The organism is Pectobacterium carotovorum, assembly GCF_033898505.1.
GTDB classification, from domain to species: Bacteria; Pseudomonadota; Gammaproteobacteria; order Enterobacterales; family Enterobacteriaceae; genus Pectobacterium; species Pectobacterium carotovorum_J.
This window is the reverse complement of the sequence record NZ_JAXAFK010000001.1, coordinates 1807646-1821997: the sequence shown is the minus strand read 5'-3', so window position 1 is coordinate 1821997 and position 14352 is coordinate 1807646. Positions and strand designations below refer to the sequence as shown.

Here is a 14352-nt window from a genome sequence, read left to right as displayed (position 1 = left end):
ATTATTCCTCAACGAAGTAAGACAAAGGTATTATAGGCTCAACAAACATTGTTAGGATTGACGTAATGACAAGAGCAGGAAGTTTCTTGTGCCGTTGGTTTTCTAGTAAAAATAAAAAAATACCCGCCTCAAATCTGGTTGAACTGGAACCTCTGACGCCGAAATTGATCAGCGATGGTTCTGCTGCTCCTTGTATTTCTGCGTTGAATACTGCTCTTGAAGATCCTTATGTTCGTAATATAGCGCTTACTGGCCCTTATGGTTCAGGTAAAAGTTCTGTACTGCTGACATGGAGAGAGAGCAGAGATGATGGTGATGATTTTCTGACCGTATCTCTGGCCGATTTCGATGTTCAACGTCCTGAACACACCAGTACTGATGTTACCGAACAAGAAAAAAAGCGTATGGCTGTTCAGGAAAAGACTATCGAGTACAGTATCCTACAGCAAATTTTATATGCTGAAAAAAAGAGTAAACTGCCTCATTCCCGTATTGAACGTATCGGCGATCGTACAGCAAGGCAACTACTCCATACCTCGATAATGCTGCTTATTTCTATTGTCGGGACTGGATTATCCAGCTTGTTGCTATTCCCTGCTCGAATTTCTGGGTGGCTAGGTATACCTGAACTAGGTGTTTTGCTGGCTACAGATTATCCAGTTATGCGATTTGTTAATACTGGGGTGATCCTGACACTTACACTCTGGTCAGTATTTTGGCAATTTGATCGTATTGGGCTATTTGACAGAAAAATTAGGCTGGATAAAGTCGATCTACTTAAGGGAACGCTCAGCGCGCAGGCTGAACAGCCCTCTCTTCTGAATGTCTGCATTGATGAAATAGTCTATTTCTTTGCACAAACACGTTGCCGAGTCGTTATTTTTGAAGATCTCGACCGATTTGATGACGGTCGGATTTTTATAAAATTACGAGAAATTAATCAGATTATAAATAATAATCTTTCTGGGCGAAAAGGTTCACTGCGATTTATCTATGCTGTGAGGGATGATATATTTAAGGATGCGGAATCCCGTACAAAATTCTTTGATCTTATTATTCCAGTAATACCTGTACTTGACAGCCAGAATGCTTTCAGTCATCTGCTGCAAAGATTTAGTCAGGATGAACTACAGTATCCTCGTTTTGAAGAGCTACTGAAGAAAGTCTCTCGTTTCATCCCTGATATGCGAGTGATGCACAACATTACCAATGAATTTCGTGTTTATCAGAATATGGTGAATAACCGCGGTGACATTACGAAACTGTTGGCGATTATATGCTATAAAAATATTTTTACAGAAGATTACAACCTTATCGATAGCCGCAGCGGTTTGCTGTTCCACACTGTAGATGCTTTTCGACGAGGAGAATTGCAAAGTTTAGTTTTTGATGAAATAGAGTCTTCTTTGCAAAAAGCCAGAATGCGCATTAGTGATTTCAAAAAGGAAAATGTTAATGACACTGAATTACGCAGGGAAATACTGGAGCGAGAACTACCTGTCCGTTTTTCTAAGAGACTCTGTTTTATGGGTTTTGCAGATATTAATTCTTACTCTCAGCAATCTTGGCCGTTAGAAGCACTAGTTACATCTGAAGATATTTTTAGGCAATGTCTCACATCAAAATTCATAATTAGTATTAGTCCAACTGATGATAGACACCCACAAAATATTATTTACAAAATAGATAAAAAAGGTTTGCTAGAAGAATACGAGACACGGATAAAGAGTGTAGATAACCGCAACCGTAAAGAATTAGAGGAGCTTGGCTCAAGAGTTCGTAACCTTGAAAAAAAGCTGCTTCAAAAAAATAGAATATCTCTATGTGAATTGTTACGTGACGCAGAACGACCAGTTTATATTAAATGGTTAAAGTTACAGGGATTACTAGAAGAAGATGCCCATTTAGATACTCATGGGCTAGATATACTCGTTCTTCTGCTGACGGATGGTTTTTTATCGACCGACTATATGTCATTCCGTTCCATATTTCGAGAAGGGGCTCTTAGTTCCGCTGATAATGCATTTATCCGAGCGGTGACCGCACATACTGAGCCAGAAATAACGGTAGGTATGTTACTTGAACAAATTCCAAGTGTGTGGGAAGAGCTGCAGACGTTAGCAGTTTCACGCCAGGAGAATGCACTTCATCCTCAACTGTTACTTTGGTTACTGAGGAAGCATATTAATGTTCTCAGAAGCTTGTTGGTCGAACATCTTGATCATATGTCACTAGAGCGTTTTTTCTGGTTACACGATAAGCTCACGAAAAATTGGGAAGCTATTGATTATGAAAAGTTAATACTGCTTCTCTCTGAGCGTGAAGTTCAGTTGAAAAAAATGCTTATATTCATAAATTCGGATTTGGTCGAGTCTGGCAATCAGTCTGTCTGCGATACCATCCTTCTAATAATGATGCAGAAGGTAGATATTAAAAAATTTCCCGATATTCGGTATTTTATTGGTAGTATTTGCATCAAATATCCCCATATTCTCGATAATATATCTTTGCCACAGGCAGATTTTTTTGCTCAAAATTTACGGACTGCTAATGCCAATTATCCTACTTTAATGAATGTTACCAGTGATGCAGGTCGGGTTGTAATGAAAATTATCGCAGCCAATAATTTGTATAAATTTAGTCTGGAAAATCTGACTGTGTTAGTCATATCGTTGTCAGACACAGTTGTCAGTTCGTCTGAATTTCGGGCGAGCCCACTAACATTAATAGAAAAATTAGATATCCCAGCGATTATAAAAAATACGTATAACAACCTTGCTTCTTTTGTTCGTGACGTATTCATCACATCATCGGACTTCGCAGCTATCCCAACACTTCTCTGCAGACCTGAAATGGATCTGGTGATAGCAGAACTGATCGTGACACAGATGGATTTTGAGTTACCAATATTGGAAGAGTTACCCGATATTACTGCAGAGATTTCTGGCAGCAATGACGAAAAAAATAACAGTAGTGAAACCTTATGGTCTTTACTGTTGGAACATCGAAGAATTAGAGCAACGTGGGATAATGTATTTAGTGCACTACGTGAAGAAGTACCAAATAATGTAGTAGGGAACTGGCTCAACGCCTGCCAGGAGGGGCTATCCGATGAAGGTTCTACCGAAATTCCTGATGATCTTGTAGATATTGTCAAAGCAGGGATTATTTGTAACCCATTTGTTCAGATTCAGACATTGGAACGATTGCTTCCGTTCATACCATTGCGTTTGGATTCTCTTCCTGAAGAGATCACATTGCCTGTCATGAGCTTAATGGTATCTCATAGAAGGGTATCCCATACTATCGAGCTCTGGGAGCAGATGAAGACACAGTTTAGCGATAGTACAGATGATCAATTAAATTCCGTCAGGGTTATTTGGCTTACGCAGTCACCAAAACTATTAAGTACAGAGCCAGAGATGCTATTTCCATCTGACGAAATCCCTGATTCCGGACTTATGCAAGCCCTATTGGGACATAAAGGATTTTCGCTGGCTCAAAAAGTTGCACTAGTTGTGCACATCAATGCAGCTTTCCCTGAATTGATTCGCAGAAATATCCGCCTCCCAGAAGCAGAGTTATTGAGCCTAAATACAAGCATCAGTGATGATAACTTGCGGTTTAATCTCTTGATAAGTGCGCTGAAAGGAGGACTTCATGATCGTCATATCATCACGACGGTATTGAATGCCTTTCGTGAAAATGTTTACCGTGGTTTCCTTAAAGATAAGAGCAGCACGTATCTTCCTTTCACTAATGACCTAAATGAATTAGCCAGCCTGTTGGAGAACGCGAACTTTATTCGGAAAACGTCAGTGTCTCATCAAGGTGAAAAAATATGGATTGGCTTTAACCAGAAAGAATAATAGCGTCGAAGAGTGTGAGTAGAGCGGTGGTTTGATGCTCAACCCACAACTTCCCCAATCCTCACCTATACTTGCTTAACTGCCCGATTTGCCAACGAGTAGCAACGTCGGGTGTGGTGAAACGAAAACGCGAGGAGTAGGTATGGGTATTCTGTCCTGGATTATTTTTGGCTTGATTGCAGGGATTCTGGCTAAGTGGATTATGCCCGGTAAAGACGGCGGCGGTTTTATCCTGACGGTGTTGCTCGGGATTGTCGGTGCGGTCGTGGGTGGTTATATCAGCGTTTTCTTTGGATTCGGCCGGGTCGATGGCTTTAACTTCGGCAGTTTTGTGGTGGCGATTGTCGGCGCGATTGTCGTGCTGTGGGTGTACCGCAAGATTCGAGATTAGTGTTAGATCCGTTGCCCCTGTTCAGGGGCAACGTGCTTTCTACTGCGTCAATATGAAGATGAATAAAACCAGTCAAGTAACTGTTCTGCGGCTTCGTGAGGCGCCAGCGCAGAGGTGTGCAATGAACGATGATGGGCAGCCTCGATCGTGTCGGCGTAGTCGTAATTCCTCAGAATGGCTTTGAGCTTATCCTGCGAATTTACCTTACCGAACTGGTGTCGGTCAGCGTTTTCCACCCGATTTAACAGGTGTGTTTCGTCGCTACAGAGTTGGACGAAAAATGGCGTAACGCCATGTTCCGCACACCGTGTCTTTATCGCCTCAATGTATCCGTCGTCTTTACTTCCCTCGTAGCAGAAGGTTGTGATCAGATCGCGCTCATCTTCTGCAAAAAGCAGCGAAATGGCATAGAGTCTTAGCTCACAGGCGAAGCGCCTGAGTGTGCTAAATGCACTGTCCGGCGGGAGCACCGCCATCGCTAAATCATACGTCAGATGATTATGGAATAGCGTTGCCCCCATTTTCTCCGCCAGCAGGCGACCGATCGTGAGTTTCCCCACCGCAGGTGGCCCGTAGAGGAAAATAAGCTTCTTCACTGTGCCGTACTCGTCGTGCCGGGTTCGTAATAGGTAATATTCAGCGCATTACGTGTTTTGACAGAAACGCCAGTTAGTGGCACGACGGCATGCCAGGTTTCATAAAATCCGTTGCGGATGATAATGCTGGCGTTGCCCATGATCGGGAGAACGGAATGACAGACGTCAGCATGGTTGTCTGGGTTGAGAATCTGAAAGGCGCCGCCCCAGCTTTCTTCCCATTCGGCGTTGAAATAGATAATCAGGCGGAATCCGCGTTTCAGCGACGCATCGACATGGGGGAGATAGTGGGTGTCCCGGCCGCCGCGAAAAGCCACCGCTTCCATTTTGAGTTCGGAAAGGTCGGCTCCGCAGAAGGCGGACAGCGCGGCAGTAAAGGTGTCAGAAACCAACTCGTTGCACATTCCCTGCCAGGCGTCGGACAGCGTCGTGGTGTCGCTGACTTTGCCGGAGGCTAAAGGAATAAGGGTACGGCGATAGAAGTAACCGCCGTTACGTTCACGATAGTTAAACCCGTCGGTTGGGAACTCGCGAGCAAGCGTTGAAGCGATATCATGGTTACGCCATATCTGGGTTAATTCTCCCCACTGGAAAGGGGTTTCATGTCGTTTGCCGTGGATGATGCGTTCAAGATCAAAGTAGTTGGACATCTTTTCACTCCCTGTTGTTAATTACCTCTGATAGGTGTTAATCACACCTGACAGATAGTGACGGTTAACGCCCATCACAGGCTTCCTAGTGCGGTAGAGATGCGTTGAATCAGTTCCTCTGTCTCTTCGGTTGAAATGGTGAAGGCCGGTGCCAGTTTTAGGTACGGGCCTGCTGCACCAACGATGACGCCATGCTGGCGTATCACCGCCTGTGCGCGGCCACACTGTTCGAGAGACGAAAATGTCATCGATAGCATCAGGCCTTTGCCTTGCAGGCTGATCAGTCCCTCGGTTTGAGGGAAATGCTGTTTGGCGAGTTGGAGGATCGTCCTTCCCTTTGCCGTGACCGCATCGTAGAGGTGATGTACCTCCAGATAATCCATGACAAACAGCGCCGCGCGGCAGCCCAGCAGGTTGCCGGATTGGGTATGGCCGTGGCGGAAAAACGGCGGCGTTTGCCCTTTGAAGCTGTCGGTAATGGTTTCTGTCGCAAGCACGGCGGTGATGGGAACGCCACCACCCAGACACTTGCTGAAAATGACAATGTCAGGCTGTGCGCCTTGTGAGACTGATTCACAGAACGTCCCCGCGCGGCCAACGCCGCAGTAGACTTCGTCACAGATCAGCGGAATATCGTGCTTTTTTGTCAACAGCGAGAGCTGTTGCAGGAAGCCCTCAGGCAGCAGTCGGGTGCCTTCCATTGCCATAATCGGTTCAATAATGACGGCGGCGATGGCCGATTCCTGTTCTGCCAGCAGTGTTTCCCAGGCACTGATATCGCTGAGGTGTTCAGGTGGCGGCATTGTGATCGTATTGCTGGCGAGCAGAGACGGTAAAATGCCCTCGTTGATAAAGGGGCGTCTTGTCGCCATCATCGCGCCGAGCGTACAGCCGTGGTAGGCGTCGCTAATCGCCACGATTTTCGTTCGTGCGGGACGGGAACGGTTGACCTGATATTGCCAGGCCATTTTTAGTGCGCTTTCAACGCCTTCGCTGCCGCTCCCAACGATGAATGTCTTGTTCAGACCGGTACCGAGTAACTTAGCCGCGAGTTTTTCGGCCAGTTCGCCGGGGAGTTGGGTATTTGAATAGATATTGCAGGCATGAATCAGTGTGGATAATTGCTGTTGCAGGGCGGCAATGAATTCAGGGTGAGAGTGCCCAAGACAGTGGTTATAACAGCCGGACATGCCGTCAAAGTAGCGCTGCCCGCGTTCATCATAAAGATAAACACCTTCGCCACGGTGAATCAGCGGACGTTCGTCTTGCTCCGCGAGAGCCGTATAAGGTGGCCAGTATGGGTTAGAGGTAGGATTCATATTGTGTCCCTGTCAGCGTGGTTCTGATGTCGTCAACGTTACTCACGATCGAATCAATCGTTCGGGTCTCTTTTTTCCCTGTGCCAGCACAGAGCCTGAAATCGGAAATCCCCAGAAAGGACAGCACCGTGCTGGCAACGATATCGGGTGCGGACATCACCTCTTCGTAGTCAAGGGTGAGGATGTCATGGTGCTGAAAAGCCTGATAAAACGCGGCCTGATTCTCCAGATTGTTATCAATGAATTCCGTTAGCTCATCGACCGGCACCGCCATTTTTTCGTGCGAAATCGGGCGGCTATCCTGCTTGCCGACGTACCAGATGCGATCGCGCAGGCTTTTCTTCAACGACACAAATTGCTGTAGCCGGCTTCTTCTTTCCAACAGGATCAGTTTCAGATCGGGGATCGCCTGCAAGGCGGGCCAGATGGATGCATCGCCCCAATGGCTATCAAGGTCCCGAAATAGCACGAAACCGACCGCCTCGACGTATTCAAAATAGGGTCTGAACAGGTGACGATGCAGGATCGTCTCCATCGTGGTGTCTTTAACGGAATAGGGCAGCAAATGTTGACCAAAGCGGTTGAAGGCTTCACCGTGCATTTCAATATTTGGGTGGGAACCTAACAGCGTGCGAAGCAGGTGGGTGCCCGCTCTGGGCGTGGAGACGATGGCAAATTTCTGATAGCGGGTTTGTGCGGCCAGAATGTCCGCATCCACGCTGCCGCCGACCCATTTGTATTTTTCGGCAAGGGCGATTTTCTCGCAAAACAGCGCAAAGTAGGGTGGCGCGTCGTGTTGAAGATCCTGTAGCGACGCCTGAATTTCGTCGCCGCGTATGCCCTGAGCGCTCCAGTTGACGCCGTTGAGACGGTATTCATGAATGAAGGCCAGCATCGCTGCCCGCGTTTTCTCGCTTATCGGTAGCTCGGTTAACTCATCTCGCATCCGGGCTTGAAGATGCTCTTGCGGGCACGTCAGCCAGCCATCCCAATGCGTCGATAGCGCGGATTCCGTCATTGAACGATCGGTCATGATCTCTCCTTGATTATGCGATCAGGGTGGGGGCGCGGGTGAACATGCCTCGCAGCAGGGTTCTTGGGGAGGCGGGATCGTCCGTATAGGTATGGCGTCCGTGAGAGATTTTATCGTTACGCATGATCAAGGCTTGCCCGCGATACAGAGGGAAGGTCAGGTGATAGCGGCTACCTTCAGCGGCCAGCGCTGACATGTACTCGACGGCTTCGACAACACGCGGATTGATATTGCGTGAATACTCCCAGTCGGCGGTCACATCCAGCGTAAACCCACCAATAAACCCGCCATTCCGATCGGGACGAAACACCGGACCGATATGGGCATACTGTTTCCCGGACTGTGTGCCGGTTGAACGGCGTCTGAAAATCTGTTCTTCAAGCAAAATATTCGCTAAATCAGGGTGTTCGGCCCGAAGTTGCTGAAAGGCGGAGACGCTATCGAACAGAACGGTTCCGCCGCCCTGACTTGCATGCTGCTTACAAAGCAGAATCGACGTTTTTATGCTCCCGATCGGGATGTAAGAACCATCGGTATGCAGAGAAAGGTGTGAAGTGCTATTGAAAACGACATGTGTGCCGTGTGAGAGCCCGCCAATCTGATTTACTCCGGATGTAGATACCCCTTCTTTGTGTTCCTGACGATTAAAGGCGGACTGATAAATATCGCCCAGCGAATAAAGCGCCGACATTTTTTGGAAGTCGGAATCATTGTATTTCCATTCGCTGGTAACGATGGCAAACCGATATTTTTCGATATGCGCAATAACTGCTGCCTTATCTTCACTATCAATGACTTGTGGCGACCATCCATCAAAGCAACTTTTCATCGCTATTACTCCTGTAATTAGCTCGACTGAAAACGTACATGAATTTATATCCGTCATACTTCAAGTTGCATGCCTATTAGCTATATTTACGCGCCTCCTCCATGAGTCTCGTTAATTTGGAATGATTAAAAATAAGATTGATAGCTAATGATGTGGGCGGTATTTATATGGCGCTCATGCCTCCATCGATAGAAAGTATTTGACCCGTAATATATTTACTGGCGTCGGAGGCAAATAGGATCGCTGCGCCTTTTAAGTCTTGATCATCCCCAATACGTCGCAGCGGAGACTTTTGCGCCAGTGCATCAACGCCAAGCCGATTCAACAAGTTCTGTGTCATAGTGGAGGGGAAAAAACCGGGGGCGAGCGCATTGACGGTGATATTAAATTCTCCCCATTCGCCCGCTAATGCCCGGGTAAAGTTCACCACGGCACCTTTGCTGGTGCTGTAAGCGATGCCCTCCAGCCAGCCGGGCAGGTTGCCTTGCAAGCCAGCAAGTGATGCTACGTTAATAATTTTTCCATAGCGGCGGGGGATCATGCTGTATTTGCCGATTTTCTGCGTTAATAAAAACAGGCTGCGGATATTCAGGTTCATGACGCGATCCCAGTCAGCAATCGCATGGTCTTCCGCTGGGGAGCCGAAGGCCGTACCGGCATTGTTGACGAGAATATCTATCTGACCTGTCTTGGCGATGGCTTCCTCTGCGAGGCGTTCAATGTCGCAATCTTGCATATTGTCGGCGACAATCCATTCGGCACGAATACCCAGTGAGGAGAGGTGTGACTGCGCTGTCTGCAATTCATCGGCGTGGCGCGCCGAGAGGATAATGTGAGCCCCTTGTGCCCCGAGCGCTTCAGCAATTTGTAGCCCTAATCCACGCGATCCTCCAGTGATGAGCGCGGTTTTTCCAGACAGATCAAAGAAGTGCGGCGTATCCATACCGATTCCCTTATATTGAAATCTCTATCCATTAGAATGTGCCCTCGATAATTCAAGTTGTAGAATAAACGATAACGTATCTTAAACTTGAAATAGAAAGGGATTACGCGAGCAACGACATTGAGTGTAAATAGATATCAGGAAAAAATTCCAGCGATATTCTGTTGCCAATAAACAGGATATTTTTGAGTTGTGATTAATCACCCATTAATTACCTAAATAAAATTTATACCCGTTATACTTCAAGTTGCATGTGCGTTGGCTGCGTTCAAATACTCGGCCCGTAGTGGGCATCGCCCTAAAGGGCTAACGCTTCGCGTTATTCAAAACGTTAACGTTTTGTCCTGAAACTCGAATTATTTAGGGTATATGCACTATAACGCTAATGATTTTTCCTTTTCTTTATCTGTTTCGTTGCGTTAATTGTTTATTCGTTGCCCCTTGCTTCAGGGGCAACATACTATTTTTCTGTCATTAACTTTTCTGCGTCTTTTGACACGGTTAGCGCGCCACGTTTAATGCGTAATGATGCTATCCAGCGCGCGCAGGTGCTCTGGCTGCCATGACAGATTGACTTCGGTGCCAGCTTTCCAGTGTGGCTGAATCTCGCTGGCGGGGAGTTTCACCATAAACTGAGGCTGGCCTGCCACTTCCGTCATCATCCTGACGTGATCGCCCAGATAGATGAACTGCTGAATGCGGGCGGTGACCTGCTGCATGCCGTCGCCGACATGGGTTGCGTTGACGTGAATGCGTTCCGGGCGGATGCAGAGCGTAATTTTTCGACCTGGTGAACTGGGGCGGACTTTCAGCGCGCGCAGCGAAGTACCGTCGTCCAGCGTGGCCCGATAGAATGCGCCTTCGGCCTCGGCGCGCGTGGCTAGCAGCGTATTGTTTTCGCCGATAAACTGCGCCACAAAAGCGTTCTCCGGTTTTTCGTAGATATCGCTGGGGCTGTCCATCTGCTGAATCACGCCATCGTTAAACACGGCGACGCGGTTGGACATGGTCATCGCTTCGCTCTGGTCGTGAGTCACGTACACCACGGTTAGCTCCAGCGACTGATGCAGTTCTTTGATTTCCAACTGCATATGTTCACGTAGCTGTTTATCCAACGCGCCCAGCGGTTCATCCATCAGCACCAGCTTAGGTTCGAAAACCAGCGCGCGAGCCAGCGCAACACGCTGTTGTTGGCCGCCGGACATCTGCGCGGGGTAGCGATCGGCCAGGCTGGTGAGCTTCACGCGATCCAGAACCCGATCCACTTTCTCTTTGATATCGGCGCGGTTCAGGCGACGGATGGACAATGGAAAGGCGAGATTCTCTGCCACGGTCATGTGTGGGAACAGGGCGTAGTTCTGAAACACCATGCCGATGTCGCGCTGGTGCGGCGGGAGATGGTGCAGCGGGGCGTCACGCAGCATAATTTCCCCCTGCGTCGGGGTTTCAAACCCGGCGAGCATCATCAAACTGGTGGTTTTCCCCGAGCCGGATGGCCCAAGCAGGGTCAGAAATTCACCTTCACGGATATCCAGATTGAGGTTTTTGACGATCAGGCGGTCGCCGTCATAGGTCTTCTGAACATTCCTGAAGCTGACATAATTTCTCATTTTTCACTCTCCGGCAGTCACTGTTATTCATAAGAATGCATAAACCATGCCGGATGCTTAGCGAGCAGAAAATACCTCGCTGCAATGCGTCATCACGCCATTGTTCATCACGACGGGTGCGCTGTAATGGGGCGTATCGATGGAGGATGGCACCGTAACGGTGCGAAGGAACGCGTATAAAAACGGGGGGCTGTCAGGCGTCGGAATGACGTGTATGTAGCGCCTGAATACAGGCCACAATCACGGAAAAAGCCTGCGTCATTTGCTCTTCTTCCACGCTGGCGTAGCCCAGTAATAAACCGCGCTGCTGTGTCGGTTGCAGGTAGTAACTGGAAAGCGGTTTGACCATCACGCCACGGCGCAAAATCGCGGCGCTCAGCACGACATCATCGATGTGGGAAGGCAGGCTGAGCAGCATATGCAGCCCGGCGTTGCTGTTGTCCCCGACGTAATCTTCGCCCAGATGCTGTTCGATCAGGGACGTCAATAGCGCGCGGCGCTTGGCATACAGCAGGCGCATGCGGCGGATATGCGCGGCGTAGTGGCCTTCGCGGATAAACTGCGCGAGCGTCGCCTGCGTGAGCCAGTGTCCGCCGCGATAGAGTTCGGAATGTGCCGTCTTCAGCGACTGCGCCAGCAGCGGCGGCAGCACCATGTAACTCACGCGCAGGCCGGGGTAGAGCGTTTTGCTGAATGTACCGATGTAGATCACCGGTGATTGCGTCTGTAGCCCTTGCAGCGCGGGGATCGGACTGCCGGAGAAGCGGAACTCGCTGTCGTAGTCATCCTCCACCACCCAGCAGCCGTGCTCCTGCGCCAGTGCCAGCAGCCGTTGACGCCGTGCCAGACTCATCACCGCGCCCAACGGATATTGATGTGACGGTGTCACGCAAATCAGACGTGGGACGGCGTCGGACGAAAGCGTATCCGGCGGTGCCAGCCCCTGTTCATCGACGTCAACGGGGGCGACGCGCAGGCCGTTAATCGTCAGGACATTGCGAATCCCCCAGTAGCAGGGATCTTCAATCCACGCCAAATCGCCGGGGTTGCACAGCATTTTAGCCAGCAGATCCATCGCCTGATGGGTGCCTTCAGTAATCAGAATCTGTTCCGGCGTGCACTCAACGGAGCGGGCGACGCGCAGGTAATCCACCAGGGCGAGTTGCAGCTCGGGGCAGCCGCCAATCGGCGAATAGGACAGTTGTTCGGGACGCACGCGGCGCGTCAGGCGCGTTTGAATGCGTCGCCATAGGTCGTGAGGAAAGCTGGCGATATCCGGGATACCCGGCATAAACGCCCCCCATTGGCGGGCGGAGGCACCGGCATAACCCAGCAGATGCATACCGCGGCGCGATAATTCATGTTTAGGTTCACGGATTTCTCCGGCGCTGTCGCTGCTCACCGGTTGCATATTGCCATCGGGCAACTGTTCCGTGACGAAGGTTCCGCTTCCTTTGCGCGCATCAATATAGCCTTCTGCCAGGAGCTGTTCGTAAGCGGTCAGTACGGTATTGCGTGACAGCGATAGCTGCTGCGCCAGATCGCGCGACGACGGCAAGCGCTCGCCAGCGGCAATCGCGCCATCGAGAATCGCTAGCCGAATGCAGTCGTACAAACGCTTGTTTAGCGCACCGTCTTGCTGGTTGGCTAAACGCTGGAGCAATAAGTCGGTCAGAAGTGAGCGCAAAAGTGGATCCTTCAAATATTCAAAACTGGCACTGGATTATAGAACCATCTCGCGTCTAAATGACATCATCATCTTGCAACGACACTACAATCATCGTTCGACTCACCATCGTTCAACGACTAACCGATGTGTTTGAGATACCGGAGCAGACCATGAAGAATAGCGAACTGAATCAACGCCGTCTGGCCGCCACGCCGCGTGGTGTGGGCGTCATGTGTGATTTCTATGCCGAGCGTGCGGAAAACAGCACCCTGTGGGATGTTGAAGGACGGGAGTTTATCGATTTTGCCGCTGGGATTGCGGTACTGAACACCGGCCACCGCCACCCGAAGATTGTCGCGGCGGTGCGCGAGCAGTTGGAGCGCTTTACCCACACGGCCTACCAGATTGTGCCTTACGGCAGTTATGTCACGTTGGCCGAGCGCATCAACGCGCTGGCACCCATTGACGGTGCGGCAAAAACGACGTTCTTTACCACCGGAGCCGAAGCGGTGGAGAACGCGGTGAAAATCGCTCGTGCATACACCAAGCGCCCGGGTGTGATCGCCTTCAACGCGGCGTTCCATGGCCGCACGCTGCTGACGATGACGCTGACGGGCAAAGTGGCACCGTATTCCACAGGGTTCGGCCCGTTCCCCGGTTCCATTTTTCATGCGCTTTATCCGAATGAGAAGCAAGGCATCACCGTTGAACAGGCGTTGGAAAGCGTCGAACGTCTGATGCATACCGACATCGCTGCCGATCAGGTGGCCGCCATTCTGCTGGAGCCGGTACAGGGAGAAGGCGGCTTCAATGTTGCGCCACCGGCCTTCATTAGCGGGCTGCGTAAGCTGTGTGATGAGCATGGCATTCTGCTGATTGCTGATGAAGTGCAAACGGGTTTTGCCCGTACCGGTAAGCTGTTTGCGATGGAGTATTACGCGGAGAAAGCGGATCTGATTACTATGGCGAAGAGCCTGGGCGGCGGTTTCCCGATCTCAGGCGTTGTCGGTCGCGCTGACGTCATGGACGCACCATCACCGGGCGGGCTGGGCGGCACCTATGCGGGGAACCCGCTATCGGTGGCCTCCGCGCTGGCGGTATTGGATGTGATTGAAGAAGAGAAATTGTGCCAGCGGGCACAGCGTCTGGGGGCCGCGCTGGTGGAAACGCTGGAGAAAATCAAAGCGCAGTGTCCGGCACTGGTAGCGATTCGTGCACAGGGGTCGATGGTGGCGGCAGAATTTAACGACCCGCACACGGGTAAACCCTCGGCAGAAATTACCCGTCAATTTCAGAAAAGCGCGTTGGAAGCCGGTCTGCTGCTGCTGACCTGCGGCGTGCATGGCAACGTGATTCGTTTCCTGTATCCGTTAACGGTGCCTGACGATCAGTTCAGCAAGGCCTTGAGCATCCTGACGCGCGTATTAACACGATAGAAGAGAA

11 protein-coding genes are annotated in these 14352 nt (G+C 50.0%); 3 read left to right on the top strand and 8 right to left on the bottom strand.

Going from position 1 to position 14352, the window contains the following annotated elements:
- Positions 1 to 65: 65 nt before the first annotated feature.
- Positions 66 to 3869, top strand: coding sequence for a hypothetical protein (locus R9X49_RS08095; protein ID WP_319847899.1), 3804 nt, complete (start codon positions 66 to 68; stop codon positions 3867 to 3869).
- 142 nt (positions 3870 to 4011) lie between these two features.
- A complete protein-coding gene (locus R9X49_RS08090) occupies positions 4012 to 4260 on the top strand; it encodes a GlsB/YeaQ/YmgE family stress response membrane protein (protein ID WP_005972245.1) in 249 nt (82 codons plus the stop codon).
- A gap of 47 nt (positions 4261 to 4307) precedes the next feature.
- Here R9X49_RS08090 and R9X49_RS08085 read toward each other — a convergent pair whose 3' ends face one another.
- The 8 genes from R9X49_RS08085 to R9X49_RS08050 all read right to left on the bottom strand — a co-directional run bounded on the left by R9X49_RS08085 (position 4308) and on the right by R9X49_RS08050 (position 12927).
- A complete protein-coding gene (locus R9X49_RS08085) occupies positions 4308 to 4856 on the bottom strand; it encodes an AAA family ATPase (protein WP_319847898.1) in 549 nt (182 codons plus the stop codon).
- Positions 4853 to 5506: a 2OG-Fe(II) oxygenase gene (locus tag R9X49_RS08080; RefSeq protein ID WP_319847897.1), complete on the bottom strand. Its 654-nt coding sequence runs from the start codon at positions 5504 to 5506 to the stop codon at positions 4853 to 4855. Before R9X49_RS08080 ends, R9X49_RS08085 begins: the two co-directional genes overlap by 4 nt.
- Positions 5507 to 5580: 74 nt before the next feature.
- The gene (locus tag R9X49_RS08075) at positions 5581 to 6825 is read right to left on the bottom strand and encodes an aspartate aminotransferase family protein (RefSeq protein WP_319847896.1); all 1245 of its coding nucleotides are present in this window, start codon (positions 6823 to 6825) and stop codon (positions 5581 to 5583) included.
- A complete protein-coding gene (locus R9X49_RS08070; protein WP_319847895.1) occupies positions 6809 to 7858 on the bottom strand; it encodes a sulfotransferase in 1050 nt (349 codons plus the stop codon). Before R9X49_RS08070 ends, R9X49_RS08075 begins: the two co-directional genes overlap by 17 nt.
- A 13-nt stretch (positions 7859 to 7871) precedes the next feature.
- Complete coding sequence (locus R9X49_RS08065) at positions 7872 to 8687, bottom strand: TauD/TfdA family dioxygenase (protein ID WP_319847894.1); 816 nt, start codon at positions 8685 to 8687, stop codon at positions 7872 to 7874.
- Positions 8688 to 8850: 163 nt separating this feature from the next.
- Entirely contained in the window at positions 8851 to 9630 is a 780-nt protein-coding gene (locus R9X49_RS08060; RefSeq protein WP_319847893.1) for an SDR family oxidoreductase, read from the bottom strand.
- Between the two features lie 515 nt (positions 9631 to 10145).
- Positions 10146 to 11240, bottom strand: a complete 1095-nt coding sequence (locus R9X49_RS08055) for an ABC transporter ATP-binding protein (RefSeq protein ID WP_319847892.1) — start codon at positions 11238 to 11240, stop codon at positions 10146 to 10148.
- Between the two features lie 193 nt (positions 11241 to 11433).
- Positions 11434 to 12927, bottom strand: coding sequence for a PLP-dependent aminotransferase family protein (locus R9X49_RS08050; RefSeq protein ID WP_319847891.1), 1494 nt, complete (start codon positions 12925 to 12927; stop codon positions 11434 to 11436).
- Between the two features lie 152 nt (positions 12928 to 13079).
- Here R9X49_RS08050 and R9X49_RS08045 point away from each other — a divergent pair, with 152 nt between their 5' ends.
- Entirely contained in the window at positions 13080 to 14345 is a 1266-nt protein-coding gene (locus tag R9X49_RS08045) for a 4-aminobutyrate--2-oxoglutarate transaminase (protein ID WP_319847890.1), read from the top strand.
- Positions 14346 to 14352: the final 7 nt, after the last annotated feature.